The following is a 25,502-nucleotide window of genomic DNA, read 5'->3' on the forward strand; positions in this document are numbered from 1 at the left end:
ATGTCGGGTGATCGCTACCTCCCGCCGCCGCCCGTCGCCACTTCCCGGCGCGCGAGCGTTGCCACGCCCTCGCAGGCGATGGCGGGCTCCTTCTGGGGCGGCGACGGCGCGCAGCAGCCTGCCCAGCAGGACGAGCTGACCGCGCCAGGCACCAGCACGGGCTCGTCCGGCGGCAAGGCGCCGCCCGCCACCGAGACGATCGGCCGGCGTGCGGGGGCGCTTTCGGACGAGCTGAACTTCCCCGATTTCGTCGCGTCGCTGATCCACGGCACCTGGGACGCGATGGTCGATTCGTCGATCCGCCAGATGGACAGCTATGCCGATCTGGTCGCCGCGATCTCCAAGCCGCTCTCGCAGTTCCGCGACGAGAACGTCACCGCCAACCAGGCGCGCGACTGGCTGATGGCGCAATATCCCGGCGATATCGGTCTGGCCCGCGGCGAGAGCGAAGGCACGCTGGTGCCGCGCGGCGGCAGTGGCGGCGGCGATTCCGGGGAAAGCAACTCGCCGACCTGGCTCTCCGATTATGGCTTGGGCGGGCAGGAGCTCACCCCCGAGCTGATCGAGGAGCAGCTCGTCCCCGCCGCGCGCGACCGCCTCGCCGGCGACCGGATGCAGACGCTGGCGACGCTCGTCATGATGGGCATGAACCGGATCGTCGTGAAGGACGGTTCGATCACTGCCCGGCTGCGCTTCCGCGCGGCGGCGGCGGACAAGACCGCGATCGACTATGCGGTGAGCGACGATCCCGGCAACGCCACGCCCTCGGGCAGCTGGTCGACGCGCGGCAGCACCTCCTACCAGGCGCCGGTCACCAAGGTCTCGACCGTCGGGGTCAACGCCCAGACCGACAGCCAGCTCAATGCCGAGCTGTTCGGCGAGGTGAAGATCAACTTCGCCAGCGAGACGCTGCCGCTCGACCGGTTCGTCGACGATGCGCGGCGCACCCTGCTCGAACGGGCGGCACGGCCCGCCCAGCTCCCCGGCAAGGCGCCCGCCGCCGCACTCCCCGCCCCGCCGGCCTCGGCTCCCGCCGCGCCTGCCGCCCCCGCGCCGCTGCCGGTCACTCCGCCGGGAGGCCCGGCATGACCGACGCCGCCCGCCGCCCGCTCGAGGACCTGATCGGCGAGCTGCTCGACGGCGTCACCGCGCTGCCGGCGGCGGGGCTGCGCGCCACCAGCGTCGAGTTCGACCTGCCGGTCGAGGCGACGGTCGAGACCGGCCCCGCCGGGCCGATGGTCCGCGCCGACGTGCCGCGCACCCGCACCCGCACCTGGTTCGACCGCCCGGTCGGCCGCCTCTCGCTCCACATCGGCACGCTGCCGGTGGAGGAGGCGCGATGATCGGCGAGACCGGCGAGGCCGTGGCGCTCGAGGACTTCATCCAGGCGGTGCAGTCCCAGCTCGATACCGCCCAGGCGCGCATGACCTTGAAGGCGCAGAACGACCGCCTGCCGCTCACTTTCGCGATCAGGGACATCTCGATGGACCTGAAGGCCCATCTCGAGCTCAACCAGGGCGAACTCCGAATCCGTCCCGCCGGCCCGAGCGACAAGGACCCGACCGTCCTCCACCTCGTCTTCACCGCGATCACCAAGCCGATGATCGAGGAGAATGCGGTTCCGATGTCGGTCGACGACAAGAACGAAGTGCCGCTCTCCGCGCTCGGCGACGAGCTCGACCCGGCCGAGCGCCGCCGGCTCGAAGGCATCGGCGTGCGCACGGTCGAGAAGCTCAACGAGCTCGAGCGCCGCGGCATCTCGGGATCGGTCGGTCGGATCACCCGCCTGCCGGTCGACAAGCTCGAGCAGGTTCTCGCCCGCGCCTCGCGCCCGATGGTCGACGACGTCAGCCGCGACGGCTCGGAGGATACCGACCAGACCGACGAACTGCGCCAGCGGCTCCGGGTCAAGGGCCGCAACCTGCTGCGCGGCGGGATGCCGCCCCAGGTGATGATCGCCGGCCGCCCGGTCAACGTCGTCCAAGCGCATGACAACGAGCTCGTCCTCGCCCCCGACCACGACCAGCTCGCCGGGCAGATGAGCCTGACGCACGATCCGCGCGCGCCGACCGAATTGTGGTTCGACCAGCAGCCGCGCCGCGCCTTCGTGCAGCCGGCCGGCAACGGCCATGCCGGGGGCTATGGCCTCGACGGAGGCCAGCCATGAGTGCCCGGCTCGGCCGCCTCGTCCAGCCCTGGGCGCACCGCGCCGGCGCCTATGCCGCGCCCGGCAGCCTGCTCGTCCGTCTCAAGCTCGGCGAGGTCCCCGCCGGCATCCCCGCCGCGCTCGACGTGCGCCGCCGCGCCGCCCAGCCCGCCGAGACCACCCAGCACCAGATCCTCGACCGGGTGGTCAAGTCGTTCGGCGGCAGCGTGCGCGTCTCGCGCCTCCACGCCGCCGGCCAGGCGCTGCACAGCATCGGCGCGCGCAACCGCGGCTATAGCGAGGCGGAGGAGATCAGCGGCATCGCCCGCATGCTCCGCTTCGACGTCGCGCCCGACACGCATGTCGGCTCGCTCGCCGTCTCGCTGATGCAGCTCGACATCGTCGAATCGGCGATGCCCAACTATCTCTGCACGATCGGCCTGGACGGACCCGATCGCCATCCCCGCCGCGACGAGGATGACGACAATGAGGGCTGGGACCCGCGCGACATGGTCAATGCGCGCCGTGCGCTGTCCTATTGCGCCGGCGATGGCGGCGTGATCGTCGGCGTGGTCGACAGCGGGATCAACCTGCTCCACCCCGAATTCTCCGGCCATGCGCAGGACGGCGGCATGGGTGACCGGCTGCGCCGCGGCTATGACACCGTCCAGCTGAGCGAAGGCCAGCTCGCCACCGGCATCAAGCTGCTCGGCGACAATCGCGGCGCCGATACCGATCCCACCGATCGCTATGTCGGCCATGGCACGGCCTGCGCCGCGATCATCGGCGCCAGCGGTGCCGGCCTGCCCCCGGGGATCGCCGGCGCCTGCCGCCTGCTGCCGATCCGTTCGCTCGGTGCCGCCCAGCCGCCCGATCACAAGCCCGTCGGCATCGGCGCGATCAGCGATCTCGACATGGGGCTGGTGATGGCCGCCCAGCTCGGCGCCCATGTCATCAATTGCAGCTTCGGCACCGATGACGAGGCGATCGAGCCCGGCATGCCCAAGCCGCATGCCGAAGCCATCGCCTATGCCACCGCGCGCGGCTGCACCCTCGTCGCCGCATCGGGCAACAGCGGCGACAAGCGGGTCTACTGGCCCGCCGCCTTCCCCCAGGTGATCGCGGTCGGCGCCGTCGACTCCGGCCGCCGGATGGCGGGCTTCTCGACCAGCGGCGACCATGTCGCGCTGTGTGCGCCCGGCGTGAACATCCGCACCGCCGATCTCGACGGCTATCAGCGCGCCACCGGCACCAGCTTCGCCGCGCCCTTCGTCGCCGGCGCCGCCGCTCTGCTCGTCGCCCGGGCACAGGAGCGCGCCGCCGCGGTCGATCCCGACACGATCAAGAAGCTGCTGGTCGCCAGCGTCCAGCCGCACCGCTCCGATATCGCCGCCGGCAATGGCGCCGGCATCCTGGACGCCGCCCGCGCGCTCGAGCTGCTCGATCGCGCGATCGACGCCGACGACACCACCGAATTGGGAGGCGCCGATGACGGCTAGAGCCCGCTTCGCTCCCTAGGGCGCCCACCGCGCCCCTCCCCAAGATGGACAAAGATTTTCGAAAGGAACCGTTCAAATGGCCGACATCCTGATCCCGACCATCCGCTTCGTCGACATCGCCAAGCGCGAACAGGCTGCCCGCGATGCGATCACCAGCAGCTATGACAATCTCACCGCGCGCCTGGCCAAGCTCGGCCAGCTCGGCCAGGCCGATGCCGCCGAGCTGGCGCGCGTCACCGCGCTGCAGGCGCTGGTCAAGAACGACGACAAGGGGAAGCTCTATTTCGATCCCCTGTTCGCCACGGCCCGCGCCGCGCTCAAGTCCACCGAGATCGGCCTGCGCCCGCGCGACGTCGAGCATGAGCTGGGCGTGCTGCGCTTCCCCGAGCTGACCGGCGACAAGTCGACCGAGGCCGAGCGCGACGGGGAAGTCGCCCGGATCGGCCTGATCCTCGGCCTGCTCCAGCATAACGGCACGCCGCTGCCCCGGCTCGTCACCACCGGGAAGCTGCCCCAGCCCGATCCCGAGGATCCCAACACCGCCGCGTTCGGCGAGGGCCTGTTCCAGGCGGTAGGCCGGATCGCCGGCCGGATCGAGCTTGCCGAGCGCACGCTCAAGCAGGTCGCCGCCGCGGTCAACATCCAGGGCGACCGGCAGGAGCCGGGCGTGTCCAGCGCCGAATATGCCAAGGTGTTCGAGGGACTGGTCGGCCGCGGCGTCACGGCCCGCGACGTCAATCTCAAGCGGCTGGTCGAGGACCAGTTCGACCGGGTCCAGGCGCTCGGCGACGACCAGGCGCTGCACGACATCGTCATCGACCTGCCCGATCTCGAGGCGACCACGGCCTTCGAAGTCGTCGCCAGCCATTGCAAGCTGATGGGCTCCTTCATCTTCGCCTCGGCCTTCGAGGAGCTGAAGGCCTTCCAGGTGGTCGACAAGCTGGTCGAGATGTCGCAGCGCGGCGAACTCGCGCTGGTCAAGGGACCGGCCGGCACCCAGCTCTACAGCTATTGGCGCGAGGCGCCGAACCGGATGAGCGAGAGCGAGCGCCAGAGCTTCTACGCGATGATGCTCGGTCTGCCGACCGGCCAGCCCGGGGTGAAGGTCAACACCGAGTTCCAGGATCTGTGGCTGCGCTTCGTCTCCTCGGTCTCCACTCTGGTGCGCGAGGCCCGCGTCGATGCGCTGATCCGCGCCGCGACGCCGATGGCGGTCAACCAGCAGCAGGTGAAGAAGGCCGCCCGCGACCTCGCCACCAACATGTCGCTGCACGGCTATGGCATGGCCTTCTATGCCGCCGCCGACCTGCAGAAGCAGATCAACGACATGATATCGCTGCTCCAGGACAAGGAGCTGCTCTCCGCTTTCGGCTCGACCGACATGTGGGGCGTGATCGACCAGGTCGCGCAGACCGAGCTGGGCGGCGCGCGCAACAGCTCCAAGTATCGCATGCTCGCCACCAGCGGCGCGATCATCACCTCGTGGATCGCCGGCAACAGCGATCGCCTGCGCGATCCCACCGCGGCGATGATCGATCTCGGCACGGTCGGCAACCCGCCGACGCGTCCGCGCGGCCAGTCGGCGGTGTCGCACCCGAACGATTATGACCTGGTCAATGCCTGCGAGATGTGGCTCGCGGACTCGGCGATGGACGAGGGCCGCATCGAGCAGATGTCGCAGCCGCGCGAGGCGCCGAACATGACGAGCCGGCCGATCCAGATCCCGTCGATCGCGCGCGATCTGCTCGACAGCGCCGGGCTCGGCATGGGCATGGGCTATGCCCAGGCACCGCAGGCGAACGGCCATGCCCGCGGCGGCTACGGCTATTGATCCCCGGCTGAAGGAGCATTGCCATGGGCTATGAACCACTCAGCACGCAGGTGAAGGGGCGGCTGTTCAGCGCCTCACGCTGCTTGCGAACCGCCAATCCGCTGGGCTTTGTCGGGCGATTGCTGGAGGACAGTTTCGAGCTGCCCGTCGGCGATCCGCGCTATGCCGCCAATGCGCTGGCCCCCGGCGCCGCGCCGATCGAGCCGGTGTTCGGATCGAACCAGACGCGCGCGCTCGCCTTCCATCTCGAACCGCTCGGTCCCGAGGCGTCGGGGTGCGAGCGGCGCGACACGGCCAGCCGCGAGATGCGGCGGCTGGTCGGCGACAATTTCGGGCGCGAGGCGCTGCACTGGTTCGATGGTGCGAGCGAGAGCCAGCGCGGGCTCACCCGCGCCGGCGGGCTGCGCTACGGCGCCTTCTTCGGATCGAGCTTCGACCAGAACGGACTGGAAAGCGCCACCGTCACCTATGAGGGCGGCAACGGCAATCCGATGAACGAGGTCAATCCCGCGCTCGCCCGGCTGATCGGCCAGGCGATGGCGGCGATGCCCGGCCTGCGCCCGGTGTTCACCACCCTGGTCGCCGGGCGCGACTATGGCAGCCAGTGGGTGACCTTCCTGCTCACCAACCGCTTCCGCATCACCGACATGCGGCCGATGCTCGACGAGCTGGGGCTGGGCGCGCGGCTGGGCAGCATCCTGCAGATCGTCGGCGTCGCGCTCGGCGGCCGCTTCGACGTGCCCGACGGCGCGGCTTTGGTCGCCTTCGGCCGCAGCCCGCAGGGTGTCGAGCTCGACCTGCAGATCATGCTCGATGCGATCCCCGACGTGCCGCCCAACTTCCTCCAGCTGCTGACGATGAACCTGCGCGAACGCCCGCGCGAGCTGGCGGCGCTCGAACGCTTCCTCGAGGCGTTCACCCCGGCCGACGATGTCTGGCCCGGGCGGTTCACCATTCTCGGCATCCGCGTCGGCCCCACCGGGCCGCCCAAGGTGAAGCTCTATCTGCGCCCGGTCGAGTTCGAGATCAGCCCGGCCGCCTCGCTGGTCGGTGCGCCCATGCCCGCCGCCGCCTGAGCCATGTCGCGCCGGCTCCGGCCGGCCAGCCAAGGACCGAAGAGATGAACGCTCCCGCTCAGTTTCCCGCCCCCGGCTCGCCGCCCCCGGCCGAGGCGACGCCGCGCCCCGAGGTCCGCGCCAAGGTGCGCGAGATGCTCGCCGCGACGCCTTCGTTCCGCGAGCTGCCGGCCGATACTCAGATGCAGGTCGCGCGCGACACTGCGCTGATCGCCGACGCCCTGGTCGGCCAGGCGGAGGCCGGCAGCCAGTCGGTCGCCGCGCGGCCGATGGCGGAAAGCCAGTGGGAATCGAACAAGCAGGCGGTCGACGATATCGGCAAGGAGGAATTCTCCGCCGGATCGCTGATGGCCGGCGCCCAGGCGGCCGGCGAGTTCATGCGCCAGGTCAACTTCGTCGAGTTCGTCTCGGGGCTGATCGACGGCGTGTTCAACTCGATCATCACCTCGAACATCCAGCAGATGGAGGCCTATTCGAAGATGGTCTCCGACGTGTCCAAGTCGCTCAACCAGTTCCGCGACGACAACACCTCCTCGGACGACGGCAAGGACCAGCTCTGCGAGCAGTTCCCCGACCTGTTCGACGTCGGCGCGGACGCCTTTTCCGGCGGCGGCCCGCAGCTGCGCGTCAAGGACGGCGCCGATCTCGATGCCGGGCTGCAGAGCGTCCGCGACGCGCTGGGCAGCTATGCCGACAAGGACATCGATTCGATCGACGTCACCGATCCCGAGGTGCAGGAGACGCTGATCAAGGCGGCTCGCGGCCAGATCGCCACCTCGCGCCAGCAGCTGCTCGCCACCATGGTGATGATGGGCCTGTCGCGGATCGTCGTCACCAACGGCAAGATCCAGGCGAAGATCCTCTACGACTTCAACGCCTCGAGCCAGCGCACCCTGTCGCGCACCGCCATGGCCCGCGACTATGCCAAGGATGCCTCGGGCAATCTCGCGGTCACCACCGACGGCGAGGGCGAGAGCGAGCGCGGCGGCACCAGCAAGGGCGATTACAGCGGCAGCTATCAGAGCGGCAAGTCGAGCTACAGCGGCAATTACGACTCGGATTACTACACCAAGGGCAAGTACAAATATTCGCAGAAGCCGGTGATGACCGCCCAGGCGGTGGCGAGCGACCAGTCGGTCGACCAGATCAGCGCCAAGGCGAGCCTGGCCGGCGTGGTCGACGTCAATTTCAAGAGCGACTATCTGCCGCTCGAGAAGATGGCGACGCCGGAGATGATCGCGGCGATCCAGATGCGCTCCAAGCCGGTCGATCACAACAAGCCGCAATATACGCCGGGACCGGCGCCCGCCCCGGCTGCTCCGGCGCCGACTCCCGCACCCGCTCCGGCCCACGCCTGAGCCATGGCACAGGCCCTCGCCTCCGATCCGGATCCGCAGGCGCCGCCGCTCTATGGCGGCCCGGGCGGCATGACTCCCGCGGCGATCGCGCGGGTGCGGCCCAAGGTGCAGCAGATGCTCACCGCGATCCCCGCCTTCGCGATGCTGAGCTCGGCCGAGCAGTCGAAGCTCGCCAACGACATGGTCAAGGTGCTCGCCTATATCGACGATCCCGCCGGCGTGGTCGAGCAGACCACCGCGGCGGCTCCGCCGGCGGCGGCGCGCGGCATGGCCGATGCGAACGAGCAGACGCGCAAGAACCTGTCCAAGTCGCCCGGTTTCGCCGGCAAGGACTTTGTCGCGGGCGCGGCGGCGGCGGGGACGGAGCAGTTCACCAACCTCGTCCACAATGTTGATTTTCCTGCCTTTGTCGGCGGGCTGATCAACAATGTCTTCAAGTCGATCGTCGAGACCACGATCGAGCAGATGCGCGCCTATGCCGAGCTGGTCGCCGCGGTGGCCAAGACCGCCGAGGAGTATATGGCCGAGAATATCGGCATGGGTCAGGGCCGCGACTATATGGTCGACCGCTTCCCCGACCTGCTCGCGGTCGATGTCGACGAGGACAGCGGCAAGTCGAAGCTGCGCATCACCGGGGAGGACGAGGAGGCGGCGCTGGCCGAGATCCACGGCACGCTCGCCATGGCCGGCCCGGTGCCCAGCGATCTCAGCGAGGACGAGACCGAGGCCGCCTTCGTCAACGCAGCGCGCATCGTCATGGCCAAATCCCGCCAGCAACTCCTCGCTTCGATGGTGATGCTGGGCATAAACCGTATCGTAGTCACCGACGGCTCCATCACCGCCAAGGTGAAGTTCGACATGCGCGCCACCGATCAGGCCAAGCGCGACTATCGCGCCTCGGCCTATGACCGCCAGTCGAGCCGCAACCGCAAGGTGAGCGCGTTCGGCGGCAGTTTCCTCGGCTTTGGCGGCGGACAGGTGAGCACCAGCGAGCAGTCGCACGTCGCCACCGTCAGCACCGCCGTCAACGAGACGAGCGAGTCGCAGCTCGAGCTCGCCGCCAAGATGCAGGGCGAAGTGCGGGTGAACTTCAAGTCCGACTATCTGCCGCTCGAGAAGATGGCGACGCCCGAGATGATCGGCGCGATCCAGGGCAACTCGATGCCGCCGCCCCCGCGCGGCACGGCGACGCCGCCGGCAACCGCCACCCCGGCGCCAACGGGGCCCTGAACGATGCTGCATACCCCCGCCCTAGCTCTCGCGCTCGAAGCGCGGCCGGCCGTCCCGCACGGGCTGATGCGCGCGGTCGACGACGCCGAGCGCTTGCTCCTCTCCGCCGACGCGCATGCGACGATGCTCGCCGAGTTGGGCGATATCGAGCTCCCGCCCGCCGCGCGCGCCGATGCGATGCAGATACGCGCCATCGCCAGCCTCTATCTCGCCTCGACACTGGAGATGGCGGGACTGATCCAGGCCGCCGACGACTTCACCCGGTTGATGCGCACCGGCGCGCTCGACGGGGACATCGGCGAGGCGGCACCGGTCGTGGAGAAATTCTGGCAGAGCCGCGACGAGCGGCCGAACGAGGCCGAACGCCTGTCCCTGTTCGGCCGGCTGTTCGGCGCCCCGACCGGCCCCGAGGATCTGGGCGCTCGCGCGAACGGGGAATTCGAGGAACTGCTGCTAAACCTTTGCGACGCAATCATGAAGGCTGCGGATGGAGGGAGTCAGGGGCGGGCTCGGCAGGCAGGGATACAGATTGCCGAGAACATTTCCGGCGCGACGAACGGTATGGTGCTGATGCTGGCGCGGCAGATACTGGATACGCTTTCCCAGGCGATCGCGATCCTCAACAACGCCCAGGTACGCACCCTGCTGCACGCCCGCACGCTGTGGGACACGGTCGGCGCGATCGACCGCAAGTTCCGCCGCCAGCCGCGCCCCACCCTCGCGCTGCTGCGCCGCGGCCGCGCCGGCATGGCGGTGCTCGCCTGGCTCGCCGAGCATGTCGACACGATCGAGACCTCGGGCGGCAGCCTGGTCCAGCCCAGCGACCCCGTCATCGACTCGGCGGTCGACTGGGTCGACGAGACGCTGTCGATCGTCCGCGGCCAGAACGGCCCCGACGCCAACGCCGCCGCCCCGCCTTCCCCCTCCGCTTCCGGCGGCGCGAGCACCAGCTGGCGCGACCTGGGGAGCTGAGCATGACGGCCGCGGCGCTCGCCACCCCGCCGCCCCTGGTCCGCGGCGCGATCCGCGATTCGCTGACCGCGGCGCAAGGCTATGGCGATCTCGAGGAAGGCGACCGCCGCGACATCGCCAACGCGCTCGTCCGCATCGCCCATGCCGCCCAGCTGTTCGAGGCCGAGGCCGCCCCGAAAAAGCCCGCGACCGCCGCCGGCATGGCTGCGGGCGACCATTATTCGGGCACCGCCGTCGCCGGGGTCGCGAGCACCACCCATGCGGTGCTGCGGGCGATCAGCTTCCCGCGCTTCGTCGCCGAGCTGATCAACGGCATCTTCCGCGCGATCGTCGACACCAACCAGCAGCAGCTCCAGCAATATGTCGAGCTGGTCCGCGGCGTGTCGCAGTCGCTCGACGGCTTCGCTTCGGCCGGCGGATCGAGCGACGACCCCGCCAAGCGCTGGCTGGCCGACCAGTTCCCCCAGAGCTTCCGCATCGAAGAGCCCGAGGCCCCAGACCCACGCGACATCCCCGATCCCGAGGACACACCGGATCCGGTGCGGCTGATCCCGGTCGGCGCCCCGCCGACGGTGGACGCAGTGCGCGCCGCGCTCAACCTCGAGCCCGATGCCGCGATCCCCGGCACCGACGCGCAGCAGCTGATCCCGTTCGTGCGCAGCAGCCTGGCCCGCAACCGCCAGCAGATGCTTGCGACGATGGTGCAGATGGGCATGCAGCGCATCGTGATCGATTCGGGCCGCATCGCCGCCTCGATGCGCTTCCATATCGACGCGCAATCGGCCGCACGCGAGCAGGAGCATAGCGGCTTCGACACCCGCACCACGGTGGGCGCGAGCGCATCGGGCGGGTTCGGGTTCTGGAGCGCATCGGCCTCGGTCAACTCGACGATCGGCTATGTCCGCACCGATGACGTGACGACCAATGAGAGCACCAATGTCTCGGCCGATCTCGACAGCTCGGTCGAGCTGCACTTCCGCACCGACCAGGTGCCGCTCGACCGCATCGCCTCGCAGAACACCGTCGAGCGGCTGCGGCTCAACACGCTCAATCCCGAGCGCGAGGCGCAGATCGTCGCCGAGACCGACCGCGCCCGGATCACCGCCGCCGGCGCCGCCAATCCCCCCACCGCCGCCAGCAGCGGCGGCTCGGGCCTTGCGCCCTCCCAGACGGTGACCCCGCCTCCGCTGGCGGCAATCACCCCGCGCGGCACCACGCCCGGCAGCAGCGGCGGAGGGACGACTGCGCCCCCGCCGGCCGGCGGGGGTACCACCGCTCCCCCGCCGACGGGAGGAGGAGCGACCACGGCGCCTCCGACCGGCGGCGGCGCGACGACCGCGCCACCCACTGGCGGCGGCGCGACGTCGGCACCGCCCACGGGCGGCAGCACGACCGCGGCCCCGCCCGTCGCCGTGGCGCCCGCGCGCTGAGCCGAAGGATTCTGTTGTAACCGGGCAAGGCCGTTGCAGGAGAATGACGGAGAACCACGAGAAGCAGTTTCCGGGAAGGCTGCCGCGCCCGCTTGGCGCGCCGCAAATCGAACTTCCGAGGACAACGGCGCCTCAGCGCAGGGTCTATAGAAACCTGTTGCGATTCAGCCGGGTAGGTGCCGGAGCGGCAGGGACCTCTTCACCTTCGCCTATCATCCGGCGTCAGGCGGCGTTTTCGCCGATATTCTTTCCTCTCTGACCGCTTAGCCAGGGCCGCAGGATCAGACCGTTCAAATTAATCACAATGTGAAACAGGACCACCGCCCAGAGCAGGCCAGTGCGCAAGTAGAGAAACGACAGGAAAGCAGCCAATAGCGTCGTGGCCAGCACGCCCGCCAGGCCCTGATAGCTGTGCACGGCGCCGAACGCGAGCGCTGCAATCGCGAAGGAAATCACGAGCGGAATCCCGCCAAGCATCAATAGCAGCGGGAGCAGGAGCCGAAAGAAGAGCTCCTCGCCGACTCCTGCGTTCAGCGACAGCGCCACCAACCAACGGCGCTCCTCGTTATTGCGCGGCAGCATGGGCTCGACATCGCCGATGGCTTTCGGCTTGCCTCCACCGAACAGCCTCGCCGCCGCGACTGCGATCACGGCCCCGAGCACCACGGCTATGAGCATCCCGGCCACCAGCGCGGGCGGGAACCCCTGGTCCCGCGCGGTGCGCGCACTTGGCTCCACTACGCTGCGAAACGCGGCGAACTCATCCGGCGCGCCGATCAACGCTTCGAGCCTCCCCAGACAGGCGAGCACGGCGAGAGGCGTCAACGTGTAAAGGGCTATGCCCTTCATGAGCCAGCGGCGGAAATAAGCTTGCCGCTCACGCGTGCCGGCAGCGACCTTGAAGCTCCGATATTCGGGGCCATCATTCCGGATCGACCAGATCAGTATCGCGATCAGCACCAGCGCCGCGGCTAACGGCTGGGGGGAGAAGCCGAACCACATCATGTCAGATCCCGGCAACCGTTATGGGTGAATATGTCCCGCCGGAGTGAATCATGCCATTCCTCGAGATCGCTCAAATGCAGCTGAGGCGAACGCGGCCCATGACAGATGCCACGAGCCGCGCCCCGTACTAGGTCGCGACCGCTACGGCAATGGCGACGCCGGCACCGACGATGCCGAGGCCGATGACAACACCCTCCCAGAACTCCGTCGAGGGAGCTTCCTGGGGCTCAAGCTCTTCCATGTTCAGTTCGATCATATCGATTTTCCTTGTCCAATATTTTCGAAGGACGGCGGCCCGCTAACGGCAGGATCCGTCCAAATCGCGCTCGAAAGACTAGGTTGCCAGCAGGGCGCCGGCAACGATGCCGAGACCCAGGGCAATGCCGACGAGAATTCCGGCTTCCTTGTCGTCCATCGGAGCTTCGAGGACGTCCAGTTCCTCAAGGGTGAGGTCAATCGATTTCTGGTCAAAAAGAATAGCTGACATATTTCAATCCCTTAATGAAATAGGATCAATATTACTCTTTTCAGTCAACGTATCTACTAGGTAGCGATCGCCGCACCGAGGATTACACCGCCCGCAAATGCAAGCAGGCTGTAGAGAAGTACTTCTTCACCGGACATTTCCGGGGTTTCGATCGGATCCAGCTCTTCCAGGCTAATATCCATAGCAGAAGCGAACGCACTCATTGCTTTCTCCTTAGTGGAATATGATAAACTTGAAATGTATATCTAAATACATTTCAGGTCATCTCAGGTCACTACCAGTACAACACCGAGAGCGGCGGCAGCGCCCAAAATGCCACCCATGATAAGAGCTGCAGCAGTCGAATCTTGTGGGGATTCGATCTGATCCAGATACTCGATGCTTAGGTCGATGTCAGAAGAAAACTGATTCATTGAATTCCCCTTTTTAAAGGAAATCATATCAGTGTTACGCGTAGATAGACTTACACAGATATCCCGAAATCAAATATTTATTCCGGGATTCTGAGGGGTACATGCGGAGACCTGCAAGTCAACGTCGAATACTCCCAAAATGGCGCATAAACCTGCTTGACGGCATAAATAGCGAAAGTGATCCTACCGGAATATGGAGAGATTCACATCGTTGCGGGGGCATTCTTTGCGGAATTTTTTCTATCGCAGCAAAGATCTATTGATAGATCCACAGAAAACCTTCACGGATATAGAAAAATCCAATCTCAACGAAAGCTTTATTCCCGTAATATTGCAGATAATTTGCCCAATTATTCTTTTTTATTCCTACTATCATTTGGTGAATTTTCCGTGGTTGCTTTCAAGCATGACGGATGGCCTCCCTGTTGATCAAAAATCATCGATCATGAAGGTGATGACCCCGACAATCATGAGCGCGTCTAGCGCGATCGTAATCTTTATATCGGTGCCTATAGTTTTAGCTATTACTGCTCTTTACTTCTTTCTTGTCGGAAAGATCGCAAATATTCCGCACAGCTATTCACGCTGGTTTGTATTCGTGAGCTGGGCGTCGATGCCGGTTGTCCTCGTGCTACCGATCGGACTTCTCGCCATATTGGGCTCCGATGGTCGCCTGCTACCGGCTGCACTCAACCCGCTTTCACTTGGAAATATACTGGGATTGGAGGCGGATAGTCCGTGGGCGAGCCTGGCCAACGCGGTCAGCCTGATGCTGCTCTGGACACTGTTCCTCACCGCGGTTGGACTTCATGTCTGGACCAGGATGACGGTTGCAAAGAGCAGCTTCATCGCCGCGCTGCCCTATCTCCTTATCTTCGGCACCTGGGCCGCCATCGTCCTGCTGGCGACCGCGGTATGAACAGGCGCATTATCGGCCCCGCCGTGCTTGGGTTGGTCATCCTGCTTGCGGCGCTGGTCCCGCGCCTCACACGCGGGGAAGAGCGCACCGTCGATCTCGAAACGGCCGCCGTCCGCCAAGTCAGCACATCGATCATCTCGTCGGGCGTGCTCAACTTCGAGAACCGGGTGCAACTCTCGCCGGAAGTTATCGGCGCGGTGCTCAAGATCTATGTCAAGGAAGGCGATACGGTGCGCAAGGGCGACCTGCTGCTACGCATCGACGATCGCACGTTGCGCACCGCGGTGGCGGAGCAGATGGCAGTGGTTCGCAGTCAGCGGCTCAGCGTGCAGCAGAGCCAGGTCAGCGCCAACCTGCGCCGTCAGGAATTCGGTCGTGTACAACGGCTCTCCTCCAACGGCTTCGCCACCGTCTCGCTGCTCGACCAGTCACAGAGCGCGCTGCGGACCGCGCAGCTCGACATCGCGTCGAGCAGCGAGCGGCTGCGCCAGGCTGAAGCGGCGCTGCAGCGCACCCAGCGCGAGCTTGCCAAGACGCTGGTGCGCGCGCCGAGCGACGGCACGGTGGTCGCCGTCAACATCAAGGAAGGCGAGACCGCAGTGCCGAGTTCAATCGGCATTGCGGGGTCCAGCCTGATGACCATCGCCAACCTGGATTCGCTTATCGCCGAGATCGACGTGGGCGAAGCGGATATCGCCGCCGTCCGCCCGGGCCAGAAGGTTGCGATCACCGCCGCCGGCATGTCCGACCGGCAGATCGAGGGGCTGATCACGTCGCTCGCCATTTCGCCGCGGCAGGACGAACGCGCGATGGCAGTATCTGGTGGCAGCAACCAGGCGCGGACCTACACCGTCAAGGCCATGCTGCCGGCGAGCGCCCGTCTTGCGTTCCGGCCAGGCATGACCTGCCGCGCGGAGATATACACGCGCACCGGTGGCCGAACCGTCGCCTTGCCGGTGCAGGCCGTGTTGTCGGAGAGCGACGCCGAGACCGGTCAGCCAAGGCGTGGCGCGGAGGATAGCGCGCCACGAGCCGCCAAGGGCGACCAGCGCTACATCTTCGTCAACGATGGCGGTGTCGCCCGCCGCCGGACCGTGACGATAGGGCTCTCGGACGACAGCTTTCAGCAAGTGATTTCGGGACTCAAGCCTGGCGAGCGGGTGGTGGTGGGCCCCTATCGCGAGCTCAAGTTCCTCAAGGACGGCGACCGCATCCGCACCAAGCCACAGGCCCGTTGATGACCCCGCTGATACAGTGTTCGGCCCTTACCAAGGTCTATCGGATGGGGGATGCCGATGTGTTCGCGCTGGATGGCATCGACCTGACGATCGAGCACAACGACTATGTCGCAATCATCGGTCCATCGGGCTCGGGCAAATCGACGATGATGAATATCCTCGGCTGTCTCGACACGCCGAGCAGCGGCCAGTTCCTGCTGAACGGACGCGACGTCGCGAAGATGAACGACCGCGAGCTTGCCGCGACGCGCAATCGTGAAATCGGCTTCATCTTCCAGAGCTTCAACCTGCTGCCGCGCGCGACCGCCCTGGAGAATGTCATGCGCCCGCTGGTCTATCGCGGCATATCCCGGCAGGAACGCCGGGAGCGCGCGCGCGAGGCGCTGGCCCTGGTCGGGCTGGAGGCGCGGGTCAGCCATCTGCCCAACGAGCTGTCCGGTGGCCAGCGCCAGCGGGTGGCAATCGCGCGCGCGCTATGTGGTGAACCTTCGCTGCTGCTGGCGGACGAACCTACCGGCAATCTCGACACCGCTACGGCCGACGAGATCATCGGCCTGTTCGACCGGCTGCACCGCGCCGGCAACACCATCCTGCTCATCACCCACGAGCCGACGATCGCGGCGCGCTGCAAGCGCGCGATCACGCTGGCGGACGGGCGCATCGTCGACGACCGGCGGCGGGAGCAGGTGCTTGCTGCTTAGGCTGAGAGAAGGGGCGCGGGCCGCATGGGACGGCGTGATCGCCAACCGTTCGCGCAGTGGGCTGACCATTGCCGGCATGGTGGTCGGCGTCGCCGCGATCATCGTCGTCGTCTCGATCGTGCAGAGCCTGTCCCAGTCGATCACCAGCAGCTTCGATTCGCTGGGCACCAACACGTTGAGCGTGCGTGCCTATACGAGCTTCGACGAGCAGCTGCGCGGCATCACACGCCGGCTGACGCTTTCCGATCATCGCGCCATCCTCGGCCGGGTCGATGGCGTGGAGCAGGTCACGCCGGTGCTGCTGCCGTTCGGCGCCTATGGCACGCGGGTCGCGGCCGGCGGGAAGACGGGCTTCACGCGCGTCTATGGCGTCACGCCCAATTATCAGGACACGTTCAAGGTATACACCGCGCAAGGCCGTTTCGTGAACGCTGCGGATGAGCAGGCCGCACGCAAGATTTGCGTGATCGGCACCAAGGTCCGCGAGAATCTCGATCTGCCGGGCTCGCCCATCGGGCAGTTTCTGCGCATCGGCGGCGACTGGTACAAGATCGTCGGCGTCATGGAGGAGAAAGGCGATGTCTTTGGAATCAGCCAGGACGACTATGTCGCGATCCCCTTCTCGGCCGGAGAAATTGCCGTTGCGGATCCCGGCAAGCTAGACCTTTCCATTACCCTCAGCGTCGCCGATCCGGATGCGATCGAGGATGTGCAGCACCGGATCGTGCAGGTCCTGCGCGAGAACCGCAAGTTGCGCCCTGGCGACGAGGATGACTTCAAGGTCGATACCGCCAAGCAGCTGACCCAGTCCTTCGACCGGATCACCGGCGCGATCGCCGGGGTCGCCGTGGGGCTGGTCGGCATCTCGCTGCTGGTCGCCGGGATCGGCATCATGAACATGATGCTGACCAGCGTGACCGAGCGGACGCGCGAAATCGGCATCTGCAAGGCACTTGGCGCCCAGCGCGGCGACATCCTGCTCCAGTTCTTGCTGGAAGCAGTCCTGCTGTCCCTGTTCGGCGGACTGCTCGGCGTACTCGTCGGCTGCGGCATCGATCTGATCATACCGATCCTAGTGCCGCAACTGCCCGCAATCCCGATACCGGTCTCGGCAGCAGTCGGCTCCGTGGTCTTTGTCACCGCGATCGGCGTGCTGTTCGGCGTCATCCCGGCCGCCCAGGCTGCCAATCTCGATCCGATCGAAGCGCTGAGGCACGAATGATCGCGCAACTTCAAAAGGGGGGAAGATGAAAAGCGTTACCGTCACCCGGATGCTGATGGACTCCCGCCACATCGTCGGCCTGGGATATGAGCGTCCCGATGGCGAGCTGTGCTGGAGCCTGGCGCAGGCGGGGCTCGAGACCAAATTGTTTGTCGGCAAGTCGGAGGCGAGCCTGAACGATCTCGCGCGTCAGCTCGCCCGGACGCGTTCCGATCACTATGTCTTCGCGGTCAATATGCATTCGGCGCCGGCAGCGCGCGCGCTGGGGCTCGCGTTGCAGCAGGTCCGCCCGACAGTCGTGCTTGCCTTCTGGATGGAACTGAGCGCTCTCCCCACGGATCTGGTGCCACTGGCGGAGATTGGCACGCCCATTCTCGCCGTCGAGCCCGGCGCGGCCGCCGCAGCGCTGACTGGCACGAGCGAAGCGCCGCCCCCGCGCACCGCATCGCTGTACCGCGCCGGCATTTTCAGCGAGGCGGACCTCGCACGGATCGGCCTGCATGCTGCCTCCAATTCGATCGAGGATGACCTTGCCTGGCTCGCGGAAGCAGCGCCCGCGGGCGAAATCCTGGTCGATGGCGTAGGCGCGGGAACCGGCGAAGTCGTCCATCTGGTGGAGCGGCTCGAGGCAATCGGCCTGGCCGACCGATTGACGTTGCGGACGGACGCAAACGGCCTGTCGCAAGCGTCGCCCGGTGCCGTGTCGCGGGCGAGCTTCCAGCGCGTGATGCTGGAAGACGGCTTCAAGCCGGCGCTCCAGGCGGACAGCATCGACGCGCTTCGCCAGATGTTCGCGAGCCGCACGCCGCCAAACGCGCTCGGCCGTGCCTCGATGTTCGTGAAGAACGGCCTGGTCGCGCATTATACCGGCGCCTATGCCGATGGAAATGTCTCGCCGGCGGTGTACCATCTCGAGCTGCCGCTGGAGCTGAACGCCGACGATCGGCGGCTGACATATCAGTGGGCCGGCAGCCACATGTCGGCCAAGAGCGCGGCGATTCTGCTTGGCGAGCCGCAGGCGCTTGAACCGGAACTACCCCGCTTTACCGCGCCCGCCCATCAGGAGACCGGCGGCTGGCCCAAGCATGTCTATGCGGTCGGCAGCGGCGCGCGCGGCAAAGCCTGGGTCGACGGTGAGGAAGAAAGCGCGTTCCCGATCCTGCGCAGCTCGTTCCGCGCGCTCGCTGCCGGTGAAGCGAATGCAGATGCCATGACGATCGTCACGCTTTCCGAAGCCGATGACATCGATGCACTGGACGCACGACTCAGCCGTTTCCACGAAACCGGCGAGATGGAAGTCGGCAATGCCTCCGGCCGCTTCCACTTCGAGAATAGCTGCCGCTGGCTTGGCTACGGCAATTGCAAGCTGGCTGCGATCCGCCGCATGCAGGTGGCGGCCAACCTTGATGTCATGGCCTGTCGCGACGCGGGTCGGTTGGGCCGCGTCGGCGAGCCGATCGATCAGATGCTTCTCGCAAGCCGCCGCCATCAGCAAATGGAGGAGGTTCGCCGCGGCTGCGCGACCTGTCCCGTGCGCGATGCCTGCAGCCGGTGCGCCAACCTGCCCGATGCCTGGGGTGGCCGCTATTGCGCGATGCGGCGCCAATATCCTGCCACGCCGCTCTATTTCGAGCTCTGGTACTTCGTCCGCCTGCTGGCCGAGCATGGGCGCCCCCTGAGCGGAGCCAACACCTTGCGGGTCTCGGCCGAAGGGCTGCCGCCGCAGCATTTCAGCGGCGCCGGTGCACCGACCGGAGCGCCGCGCCGGCTCGTCATCGTCTCGATCGACGCCCAGCATTTCGCCTGGATGCGTGGCACGCGGACGCTCTGCCGGTTGAGCGCACCGCTGGCGACGATCCTGGAAGGCGCCTGGATGGGCGCCAACCAGGAGAATCTGGCCGACGAGCTGGCCTCCCGCTTCGGGGCCGAGCGCGCGGTCGCCGAGGAAAGCGTCGCCGCTGGTCTCGCCAAGCTCAGCGCTGGCGGGTTGCTCGAGGGGTGTGGCCATGCATGAGGACGCCTATCCCGCCGACCTGCTCCACGGAATGTTCGCCAAGCTGAACGCACTCGGCGTTTGCGACGAACCGCCGGCCGACCTCTACGATCATGGCATGTCGGACTTTTACGACGGGTTCATGGCCGAGTATGTCGCCGATATTCCGGTGTTCGAGAAGCTCGCGCCGCCCGGCGCCAAGGTCCTCGACCTTGCATGCGGCGCCGGGCGGATCGGCTTCGCTCTGGCACGCCTTGGCTACACGGTCGACGGGCTGGAACTATCGCCGGCCATGCTCGAGCTCGCCGCCGCCAATGCCGCGCTCGAGACGCCTGAGGTGCGCGGACGCGTCCGCTTCGTGCGAGGCGATATGACCGGCTTCGACATGGGCGAACGCTACGATCTCGTCATCGTCGGGATCACCAGCATCAGCTTGCTGCTCGATCCAGAGCAGCGCGTCGGACTGTTCCGCTCGGTTGCCGGCAACCTTGCACAGGACGGTGTCTTCGTGTTCGACACACTCGATCTCGAAGACGACAAATGGCGGAAGCTCGACCACTTCCACGACGTCTGGTCGGTCTCGACGAGCGGCGAATTCGATATCGGCATCGTCGGGCAGCGCTTCTACCCAGCCGAGCGTCGCTTCATTTTCAACGTCTATCGCGAAACCGGCGACTGGGACGGCAATGTCCACCGGCGCCTGGGATACAGCGAGAAGGCCTGGTTCACGCGCGAGCAGCTTGCAGGCGAACTCGACGCGGCAGGGCTGATCATTCGCGCGGAGCAGCTGTTCGAAGACCAGCGCTTTTTCATTGTCGGCCACAGGGGAGAGTCACGATGACGGCAGCCTACCCGGCGCTGGACAGGCAAGTCACGATCGATCCGCCGCACGAGTCCTTCGCCATCGTCCGTAACGGCGCGACCAACCGCTATTTCCGCCTTGGCGAGCGTGAGGCGGCCTTCGCGGCGAGCCTCGACGGCGCGACTTCACTCGAAGCCCTCGCCGACGAGCAGCGCTTCGGTTTCTCAGGTGAGCAGGTGCGGCGGATGGTCGCATTCCTGCACGAGCACCGGCTGCTCGCGCAGGACGAGACGCTCGCCGAGCCCGCGCCGCGCATCAGCCTGCCCCGGCGTATCTTCGATGGACTGATGCACCACGATCGCGTGCGGTTCACGCTTTTCCATCCGGATGCGTTCCTCGAACGGCACGTCGCCGTGGTCCATGCTCTGTTTAGCCGCCCGGCGGTGGGGCTCTATCTGCTCTGCTTCCTCTCGCCCGTAATCGTGACCGCGTTGCGGCCCGATCTGGCCGTCCGCGCGGCCGGAGCCTACCAGCCGCTCTTGCCGCTCTGGCAATGGTTCACGCTCTATCTGACGATGCTCGCGATCAATTTCGGGCACGAAATGTCGCATGCCGCCGCATGCAAGCATTTCGGCGGGCGCGTCGGGCGCATCGGCCTGATGCTCATGTACCTGACGCCGGTGCCCTTCTGCGACGTGTCGGATGCCTGGCGCTTTCGCGAGACCGGGCCCAAGGTGGTGGTCAGCGCGGCGGGGATTCTGTTCCAGCTGCTGGTGAGTGCGGTTTTTGTCGATATCTGGCTGTTCACTGGCAGCTCGCTCGTCGCCTATCTCGCGCTGCTCAACACCGGCATCGCGGTGATGAACCTCTTTCCCCTGATCAAGCTCGACGGCTATTGGATCCTGTCACACCTGACGCGGCAGCCCAATCTCAAGACGCTCGGCCTGAAGGCGGTCGACCAGCGCTTCCGGCGGCTGATTGGTCGCGCGAAGCCGGGCACGCCGGCTCGTCCGGCGCTGTTCGCCTTCGGCGTGGCGCACCTGATCGTGCTGCCGCTGTTCTGGGGGCTCGGCCTGGTGACGCTCTATCGGCTCACCTCCAGACTGTCGCTCACCTTCGCCTGGCTACTCTGCGGGCTGCTCGCGGCGATGCTATTGTACCGTTTCGCTCGCTCGGCGCTGCGCTACTCCACGGAACTACGGACATGAACGCGCCGGCGCTCCTCCACCCCTATCTTTCGCCGGGCGCTGCGCCCACGCTCAAGGCCGAGCGCGGCCAAGGCTGCCTGATCACCGACGCTGCCGGACGGCACTATATCGACGCCGCCGCCGGCCTATGGAATGTCGCGCTCGGCCTAGGCCATGGCGAGATCCTCGCAGCGATGCAAAAACAGGCAGAGCGGCTCGCCTATTGCGGCCTGTTCGATTCGCGCCACGGCCCCGCCGAGCAACTTGCCGCGCTGCTCGTGAAGCTGACCGATGAGCGCATGCGCTGCGCCTATCTCTCGACCACCGGCACCTCGGCGGTGGAAGTCGCGCTACGCGTGGCCCGCACCTATCAACGCGCCTGCCAGCGCCCCGACAAGACGCGCATCATCAGCCTGGACGAGGCCTATCATGGCTGCTCCTGGATGAATCTTTCCGCCAGCGGCTCGATGCGCGCCGAGATGTCGGACTGGGAAGTGGCGCTTGGCGATTTCACTTGCATTGCAAGCCCACCCGACGAGGCGCGCTCGCTTGCCGACCTGCAAGCGCTGGTCGATTCCGAGGGGGATCGTATCGCGGCGTTCATCCTAGAGCCCATCCTCGGCACGGGTGGCGTGGTGGTGCCGTCACGCGACTATATGGCCAAGGTCCAGAGGATCTGCCGCGATGCCGATATCCTGATCATCGCCGACGAAGTCGCAACCGGTTGCGGCCGGGCGGGGGCGATGTTCGCATCCTATGCCGCGGGGCTTGAGCCAGACATCATAGCGCTCGCGAAGGGACTGGCTGCCGGCTATTTTCCGGTGGGCGCGACCTTGTTTGCCGGCCCCGTGGTGGATGCGCTCCGGTCTGCCGGTGCGCCGATCCTGTTCGGCAGCACGCAAGACGGCAATCCGATCGGCTGCGCCGTCGCGCTGACGGTGCTCAACATCGTCCAGCGCGAAGGGCTGGCTGCGCGCGCGGAGATGCTCGGCGAGAGGATCCGCGCCGCGTTCGGCGAGCTGGCCGGCGGCACGGTGCTCAGCGAAGTGAGCGGCGCCGGGCTTATGATCGGTCTCCGGCTCGCCCATCTCGATCCCGAGCGCACGCCCTTCACCGAGACCGAGGCACTGGAGATACGGCGCCTGTGCGCCGAGGCGGGGCTGCTTGTCTATCATTTCCGTTCGGGCATCAGCCTCTACCCTCCTCTCACCATCTCTCAGGACGAGGTCGATGACATGATCGATATCCTAGTCTCCATCCTCCGGTTGCTCGTATGACGAGCGGCGTTGCACCAGCGGGCATGAATGATGCTCCCGCCCACGCCACTCCTGGGCAAGCGCCGGGACTGGCGGTCGTCGGCAGGTTGCTGGGGGTCCTCGTTCGACCGATCGCCACGCTGCGCCAACCGAGTTCGGCGTCCAATGCCGCGGTGCTGATCTTCGCGATCCTCGCGATCGATTTCGTCGTGGCACTGCTGCTTATGCCCAGCCTGATGCAGGCTTTTCGAGCACAATGGACCCTCGAGCCTGGGATCGCGGCCGGTACCAAGGTGATGACAATCGGCGTCGCGGTCCTCGCCGGCTCGTTGATCAATCTCCTGATAATGCTTGCCGTCTCGGTACTGCTGTTCCTGGCGCTATTCGTCATCGGCGCGAAAGCCCGCTTCGCCGATTTGACCGGCTCGCTGCTGGTGGCCAGCGCACCGCTGATCGCCGAGCGTTTCCTGAAGGCGATCGCCTGGTATTTTGCGGCCAACACGGAAGCGTGGCGGCGGGCCGTAGCGCTCGATGCGCTGCCGAAACTGCTCGGCCTTCCGCTCGACAGCGCCGCGCTCCACTTCTTCAGTCTCTTCGATGTCTGGGCGCTGGCACTGATGGTCCTTGCCATACGCCGCGCCGCCGCGATTGGCTGGTTCCCGGCGATCGCGCTGCTGCTCCTGATTTGGGGCTCCTTCCAGGGGCTGCTCTTCCAGCTCTATGTGATCGGATATATCAAGTGACGGGATCGTCTCCCTTTTCCCTCGAAGGAAAGGTGGCGCTGATTACCGGCGCCGGAACCGGCATCGGCCGGGCAACGGCAACGATGATGGCCCGGACAGGCGCGATCGTCGTGGCCACCGATCGGCCGGGCCGATCGCAGGCACTCGACACGCTGGTCGGCGCGATAACTCGGGAGGGCAGGCGCGCCCTCGCCCTGGAACTCGACGTGACGGCAGTACGCAGCATGCCGGCCGTGTTCGATCGCATCGTCGCCGAGACCGATCGCCTCGACATTCTGGTCAACAATGCCGGCACTCAGCTGTTCAAGGCTGCGCTGGACATCGAGGAAGAAGAGTTCGATGCGATCATGAACGTGAACCTGCGCGGTGCCTTCTTCTGCGCCCAAGCCGCAGCATCGGTACTGTCCAGGGGCGGCACGATTATCAACGTCTGCTCGCAGCACGGAGTCGTCGGCAATCGCGACCGGGCGCCCTATTGCGCCAGCAAAGGCGGGCTGATCAACCTTACCCGCGCCCTGGCAGTGGAATGGGCCGATCGAGCGATCCGTGTCAACGCGGTCAGCCCAACCTATGTGCAGACCGAGAGCAATGCGGCACTGCTCCAGTCGCCTCCGATCCGCGACGATATCAAGAATGATCTTCCTCTGGGCCGGCCGGTGACCGCCGATGAGGTCGCCGCTGCGATCTGCTACCTCGCTTCGGATGCCGCCGCCGGGGTAACCGGGCACAATCTCCTCGTCGATGGCGGCTGGACCGCCCGCTGAGCGGTTCTCGCCTAGACCCTGACGGCCCCGGAACCGAGAAGCCTTGGGAGTGCCCATTAGTCCTCGGGCACGAAAGACAATTTCGGGAAGATGGTGGGCGCTGACGGGCTCGAACCGCCGACCCTCTCGGTGTAAACGAGATGCTCTACCAACTGAGCTAAGCGCCCTGGCGCAACGCCAGTCCAGGCCCGATGCCAAAGCTCGGGCGCCGGGGCAAGCCCCTCAGACCAATCCGAGCCCGGCGCGGCGGATCGCGCCGACATAGGCCCGCATGCCCTGCACCGCCTTTTCGCTGAGCACGATATAGGCGCGGCGCCGGTCGCCCGGATCGGCATGGCGGCCGAACAGCCCCGCCTCGTGCATCGTGCCGATCCAGCGCAGCGCCGTGGTCGGCGGTACGGCGGCGGCGATGCACAGGCTCGACACCGAGACGCGCCGCCGCTCGATATTCGCGGCGAACAGGTCGAGCAGCATGTCCCAGGCGGGATCGGCGAACAGCTCCGCCGCGAAATACTGGCTGCGCAACCGCCGCGAACGGATCACCGCGCGAATCTCCGCCGCGGCGATCTCGGATACAGGCTCGTCGGGCCCGCGATAATCCATCTCGGGCGCGCGCAGGACGCCGTCGCGGCCATCCTCCTCGTCGTCGAACAACTCGCCCCGGGTGAGCCGGGCCAGCGCATCGGCGATGCGCGCGACTTCCTCGTTGAGCCGGCGCAGGCGCGCCACCTCGGCGTCGCGGGTGATGTCGGTCCAGCGCGCACGCGGCGCGCCCTCACTCTCCGCCCGGGCCCGGAGCAGCGCGCCGAGCAGCTCCGTGATGCCGGGATCGCAGAGCAGCTGGGTGTGCGGCATGCCGAGAAGGGGCGCGGCGAGATCGACCTGCCCGGCGGAGAAGATCGCCACCAGCGCCGGGGCTGCCGAAGCGTCGCGTGCCGCCAGGAGATCGAGCAGGACCTCCAGTTCCGGTTCGGAAGCATCGCGCGCATCGAGCAGCACCAGATCGAGCACCGGGCCGTCGAGCAAGGCGGAGGCCGTGGCGGGATCGGCCACGTCGCGCACCCGGAAACCGGCGGTGGCGAGCGTCTCGGTCACTTCGGTCCGCGCCACTGCCGCGATCAACAGCGCGTTGGCCGCCAGATCATAGGGAGCGCCAATCAGTTCAGGGGCCGCGGAAAGGTTCGCCATCGCCTTCTCGGGTCATGTTCCCGGAGAGGCCCAACCTCCGGA

General features: G+C 66.6%; 26 protein-coding genes and 1 tRNA gene. 20 read left to right on the forward strand and 7 right to left on the reverse strand.

All coding sequences use genetic code 11. The annotated features are described in order from the left end of the window. The 10 genes from J2W22_RS01765 to J2W22_RS01810 all read left to right on the forward strand — a co-directional run bounded on the left by J2W22_RS01765 (position 1) and on the right by J2W22_RS01810 (position 11,542). Positions 1 to 1,089, forward strand: a complete 1,089-nt coding sequence (locus tag J2W22_RS01765; RefSeq protein WP_307116548.1) for a hypothetical protein — start codon at positions 1 to 3, stop codon at positions 1,087 to 1,089. Further along, positions 1,086 to 1,343: a hypothetical protein gene (locus J2W22_RS01770; RefSeq protein WP_307116549.1), complete on the forward strand. Its 258-nt coding sequence runs from the start codon at positions 1,086 to 1,088 to the stop codon at positions 1,341 to 1,343. Before J2W22_RS01765 ends, J2W22_RS01770 begins: the two co-directional genes overlap by 4 nt. Then, complete coding sequence (locus J2W22_RS01775) at positions 1,340 to 2,167, forward strand: hypothetical protein (RefSeq protein ID WP_307116550.1); 828 nt, start codon at positions 1,340 to 1,342, stop codon at positions 2,165 to 2,167. The genes J2W22_RS01770 and J2W22_RS01775 overlap by 4 nt, the downstream gene beginning before the upstream one ends. Next, positions 2,164 to 3,645: a S8 family peptidase gene (locus J2W22_RS01780; RefSeq protein WP_307116551.1), complete on the forward strand. Its 1,482-nt coding sequence runs from the start codon at positions 2,164 to 2,166 to the stop codon at positions 3,643 to 3,645. The genes J2W22_RS01775 and J2W22_RS01780 overlap by 4 nt, the downstream gene beginning before the upstream one ends. 76 nt (positions 3,646 to 3,721) lie before the next feature. Further along, complete coding sequence (locus J2W22_RS01785; protein WP_307116552.1) at positions 3,722 to 5,476, forward strand: hypothetical protein; 1,755 nt, start codon at positions 3,722 to 3,724, stop codon at positions 5,474 to 5,476. A 23-nt stretch (positions 5,477 to 5,499) separates the two neighbouring features. After that, positions 5,500 to 6,552 carry a hypothetical protein gene (locus J2W22_RS01790; protein WP_307116553.1) on the forward strand — a complete coding sequence of 351 codons (1,053 nt, stop codon included), beginning with the start codon at positions 5,500 to 5,502 and terminating at the stop codon, positions 6,550 to 6,552. A 44-nt stretch (positions 6,553 to 6,596) separates the two neighbouring features. Beyond that, positions 6,597 to 7,910, forward strand: coding sequence for a hypothetical protein (locus J2W22_RS01795; RefSeq protein WP_307116554.1), 1,314 nt, complete (start codon positions 6,597 to 6,599; stop codon positions 7,908 to 7,910). 3 nt (positions 7,911 to 7,913) lie between these two features. Continuing rightward, positions 7,914 to 9,140, forward strand: coding sequence for a hypothetical protein (locus tag J2W22_RS01800; protein WP_307116555.1), 1,227 nt, complete (start codon positions 7,914 to 7,916; stop codon positions 9,138 to 9,140). A gap of 3 nt (positions 9,141 to 9,143) precedes the next feature. Beyond that, a complete protein-coding gene (locus J2W22_RS01805; RefSeq protein WP_307116556.1) occupies positions 9,144 to 10,112 on the forward strand; it encodes a hypothetical protein in 969 nt (322 codons plus the stop codon). A 2-nt stretch (positions 10,113 to 10,114) separates the two neighbouring features. Further along, positions 10,115 to 11,542 (forward strand): hypothetical protein, encoded by a 1,428-nt coding sequence (locus tag J2W22_RS01810; protein WP_307116557.1) that lies wholly within the window; start codon positions 10,115 to 10,117, stop codon positions 11,540 to 11,542. A gap of 222 nt (positions 11,543 to 11,764) precedes the next feature. On the opposite strand, the gene J2W22_RS01815 is transcribed toward J2W22_RS01810, so the two are convergent. From J2W22_RS01815 to J2W22_RS01835, 5 genes are all read right to left on the reverse strand, one after another. Continuing rightward, complete coding sequence (locus J2W22_RS01815) at positions 11,765 to 12,547, reverse strand: CPBP family glutamic-type intramembrane protease (protein WP_307116558.1); 783 nt, start codon at positions 12,545 to 12,547, stop codon at positions 11,765 to 11,767. Positions 12,548 to 12,674: 127 nt separating this feature from the next. After that, positions 12,675 to 12,803, reverse strand: a complete 129-nt coding sequence (locus J2W22_RS01820; protein WP_307116559.1) for a daptide-type RiPP — start codon at positions 12,801 to 12,803, stop codon at positions 12,675 to 12,677. 78 nt (positions 12,804 to 12,881) lie between these two features. Next, positions 12,882 to 13,034 carry a daptide-type RiPP gene (locus J2W22_RS01825; RefSeq protein WP_307116560.1) on the reverse strand — a complete coding sequence of 51 codons (153 nt, stop codon included), beginning with the start codon at positions 13,032 to 13,034 and terminating at the stop codon, positions 12,882 to 12,884. 56 nt (positions 13,035 to 13,090) lie between these two features. Then, a complete protein-coding gene (locus J2W22_RS01830; protein WP_307116561.1) occupies positions 13,091 to 13,237 on the reverse strand; it encodes a hypothetical protein in 147 nt (48 codons plus the stop codon). Positions 13,238 to 13,300: 63 nt separating this feature from the next. Further along, on the reverse strand, positions 13,301 to 13,447 hold the full coding sequence (locus tag J2W22_RS01835; protein WP_307116562.1) for a hypothetical protein: 147 nt from the start codon (positions 13,445 to 13,447) through the stop codon (positions 13,301 to 13,303). A gap of 226 nt (positions 13,448 to 13,673) precedes the next feature. On the opposite strand from J2W22_RS01835, the gene J2W22_RS01840 reads away from it, so the two are divergent. The 10 genes from J2W22_RS01840 to J2W22_RS01885 are packed head-to-tail and all read left to right on the forward strand — an operon-like array spanning position 13,674 to position 24,272. Continuing rightward, the gene (locus tag J2W22_RS01840) at positions 13,674 to 14,366 is read left to right on the forward strand and encodes a YIP1 family protein (RefSeq protein WP_307116563.1); all 693 of its coding nucleotides are present in this window, start codon (positions 13,674 to 13,676) and stop codon (positions 14,364 to 14,366) included. Next, positions 14,363 to 15,604, forward strand: coding sequence for an efflux RND transporter periplasmic adaptor subunit (locus tag J2W22_RS01845; protein ID WP_307116564.1), 1,242 nt, complete (start codon positions 14,363 to 14,365; stop codon positions 15,602 to 15,604). Before J2W22_RS01840 ends, J2W22_RS01845 begins: the two co-directional genes overlap by 4 nt. Then, entirely contained in the window at positions 15,604 to 16,305 is a 702-nt protein-coding gene (locus J2W22_RS01850; protein ID WP_307116565.1) for an ABC transporter ATP-binding protein, read from the forward strand. Before J2W22_RS01845 ends, J2W22_RS01850 begins: the two co-directional genes overlap by 1 nt. Before the next feature lie 34 nt (positions 16,306 to 16,339). After that, positions 16,340 to 17,527 carry an ABC transporter permease gene (locus J2W22_RS01855; RefSeq protein WP_307116566.1) on the forward strand — a complete coding sequence of 396 codons (1,188 nt, stop codon included), beginning with the start codon at positions 16,340 to 16,342 and terminating at the stop codon, positions 17,525 to 17,527. A gap of 25 nt (positions 17,528 to 17,552) precedes the next feature. Then, entirely contained in the window at positions 17,553 to 19,541 is a 1,989-nt protein-coding gene (locus tag J2W22_RS01860; protein WP_307116567.1) for a hypothetical protein, read from the forward strand. After that, positions 19,534 to 20,361, forward strand: coding sequence for a class I SAM-dependent methyltransferase (locus J2W22_RS01865; protein WP_307116568.1), 828 nt, complete (start codon positions 19,534 to 19,536; stop codon positions 20,359 to 20,361). The genes J2W22_RS01860 and J2W22_RS01865 overlap by 8 nt, the downstream gene beginning before the upstream one ends. After that, complete coding sequence (locus J2W22_RS01870; protein ID WP_307116569.1) at positions 20,358 to 21,530, forward strand: hypothetical protein; 1,173 nt, start codon at positions 20,358 to 20,360, stop codon at positions 21,528 to 21,530. Before J2W22_RS01865 ends, J2W22_RS01870 begins: the two co-directional genes overlap by 4 nt. Continuing rightward, positions 21,527 to 22,786 carry an aminotransferase family protein gene (locus tag J2W22_RS01875; protein WP_307116570.1) on the forward strand — a complete coding sequence of 420 codons (1,260 nt, stop codon included), beginning with the start codon at positions 21,527 to 21,529 and terminating at the stop codon, positions 22,784 to 22,786. The genes J2W22_RS01870 and J2W22_RS01875 overlap by 4 nt, the downstream gene beginning before the upstream one ends. Before the next feature lie 23 nt (positions 22,787 to 22,809). Next, on the forward strand, positions 22,810 to 23,508 hold the full coding sequence (locus tag J2W22_RS01880; protein ID WP_307116571.1) for a hypothetical protein: 699 nt from the start codon (positions 22,810 to 22,812) through the stop codon (positions 23,506 to 23,508). 32 nt (positions 23,509 to 23,540) lie between these two features. After that, complete coding sequence (locus tag J2W22_RS01885; RefSeq protein ID WP_307116572.1) at positions 23,541 to 24,272, forward strand: SDR family NAD(P)-dependent oxidoreductase; 732 nt, start codon at positions 23,541 to 23,543, stop codon at positions 24,270 to 24,272. Between the two features lie 91 nt (positions 24,273 to 24,363). Here J2W22_RS01885 and J2W22_RS01890 read toward each other — a convergent pair. Beyond that, positions 24,364 to 24,439, reverse strand: a tRNA-Val gene (locus tag J2W22_RS01890). A gap of 55 nt (positions 24,440 to 24,494) precedes the next feature. Continuing rightward, positions 24,495 to 25,460 carry a hypothetical protein gene (locus J2W22_RS01895; RefSeq protein WP_307116573.1) on the reverse strand — a complete coding sequence of 322 codons (966 nt, stop codon included), beginning with the start codon at positions 25,458 to 25,460 and terminating at the stop codon, positions 24,495 to 24,497. Positions 25,461 to 25,502: the final 42 nt, after the last annotated feature.

Origin of the sequence: Sphingomonas kyeonggiensis (assembly GCF_030812785.1) — a bacterium.
In the GTDB taxonomy this organism is placed as follows: domain Bacteria; phylum Pseudomonadota; class Alphaproteobacteria; order Sphingomonadales; family Sphingomonadaceae; genus Sphingomonas; species Sphingomonas kyeonggiensis_B.

Bases quoted from the DNA above. Each gene is read 5' to 3' on its own strand.
- J2W22_RS01765 (WP_307116548.1), top strand. From the start codon at position 1: ATGTCGGGTGATCGCTACCTCCCGCCGCCGCCCGTCGCCACTTCCCGG.
- J2W22_RS01770 (WP_307116549.1), top strand. From the start codon at position 1,086: ATGACCGACGCCGCCCGCCGCCCGCTCGAGGACCTGATCGGCGAGCTG.
- J2W22_RS01775 (WP_307116550.1), top strand. From the start codon at position 1,340: ATGATCGGCGAGACCGGCGAGGCCGTGGCGCTCGAGGACTTCATCCAG.
- J2W22_RS01780 (WP_307116551.1), top strand. From the start codon at position 2,164: ATGAGTGCCCGGCTCGGCCGCCTCGTCCAGCCCTGGGCGCACCGCGCC.
- J2W22_RS01785 (WP_307116552.1), top strand. From the start codon at position 3,722: ATGGCCGACATCCTGATCCCGACCATCCGCTTCGTCGACATCGCCAAG.
- J2W22_RS01790 (WP_307116553.1), top strand. From the start codon at position 5,500: ATGGGCTATGAACCACTCAGCACGCAGGTGAAGGGGCGGCTGTTCAGC.
- J2W22_RS01795 (WP_307116554.1), top strand. From the start codon at position 6,597: ATGAACGCTCCCGCTCAGTTTCCCGCCCCCGGCTCGCCGCCCCCGGCC.
- J2W22_RS01800 (WP_307116555.1), top strand. From the start codon at position 7,914: ATGGCACAGGCCCTCGCCTCCGATCCGGATCCGCAGGCGCCGCCGCTC.
- J2W22_RS01805 (WP_307116556.1), top strand. From the start codon at position 9,144: ATGCTGCATACCCCCGCCCTAGCTCTCGCGCTCGAAGCGCGGCCGGCC.
- J2W22_RS01810 (WP_307116557.1), top strand. From the start codon at position 10,115: ATGACGGCCGCGGCGCTCGCCACCCCGCCGCCCCTGGTCCGCGGCGCG.
- J2W22_RS01815 (WP_307116558.1), bottom strand. From the start codon at position 12,547: ATGATGTGGTTCGGCTTCTCCCCCCAGCCGTTAGCCGCGGCGCTGGTG.
- J2W22_RS01820 (WP_307116559.1), bottom strand. From the start codon at position 12,803: ATGATCGAACTGAACATGGAAGAGCTTGAGCCCCAGGAAGCTCCCTCG.
- J2W22_RS01825 (WP_307116560.1), bottom strand. From the start codon at position 13,034: ATGTCAGCTATTCTTTTTGACCAGAAATCGATTGACCTCACCCTTGAG.
- J2W22_RS01830 (WP_307116561.1), bottom strand. From the start codon at position 13,237: ATGAGTGCGTTCGCTTCTGCTATGGATATTAGCCTGGAAGAGCTGGAT.
- J2W22_RS01835 (WP_307116562.1), bottom strand. From the start codon at position 13,447: ATGAATCAGTTTTCTTCTGACATCGACCTAAGCATCGAGTATCTGGAT.
- J2W22_RS01845 (WP_307116564.1), top strand. From the start codon at position 14,363: ATGAACAGGCGCATTATCGGCCCCGCCGTGCTTGGGTTGGTCATCCTG.
- J2W22_RS01850 (WP_307116565.1), top strand. From the start codon at position 15,604: ATGACCCCGCTGATACAGTGTTCGGCCCTTACCAAGGTCTATCGGATG.
- J2W22_RS01860 (WP_307116567.1), top strand. From the start codon at position 17,553: ATGAAAAGCGTTACCGTCACCCGGATGCTGATGGACTCCCGCCACATC.
- J2W22_RS01865 (WP_307116568.1), top strand. From the start codon at position 19,534: ATGCATGAGGACGCCTATCCCGCCGACCTGCTCCACGGAATGTTCGCC.
- J2W22_RS01870 (WP_307116569.1), top strand. From the start codon at position 20,358: ATGACGGCAGCCTACCCGGCGCTGGACAGGCAAGTCACGATCGATCCG.
- J2W22_RS01875 (WP_307116570.1), top strand. From the start codon at position 21,527: ATGAACGCGCCGGCGCTCCTCCACCCCTATCTTTCGCCGGGCGCTGCG.
- J2W22_RS01880 (WP_307116571.1), top strand. From the start codon at position 22,810: ATGAATGATGCTCCCGCCCACGCCACTCCTGGGCAAGCGCCGGGACTG.
- J2W22_RS01895 (WP_307116573.1), bottom strand. From the start codon at position 25,460: ATGGCGAACCTTTCCGCGGCCCCTGAACTGATTGGCGCTCCCTATGAT.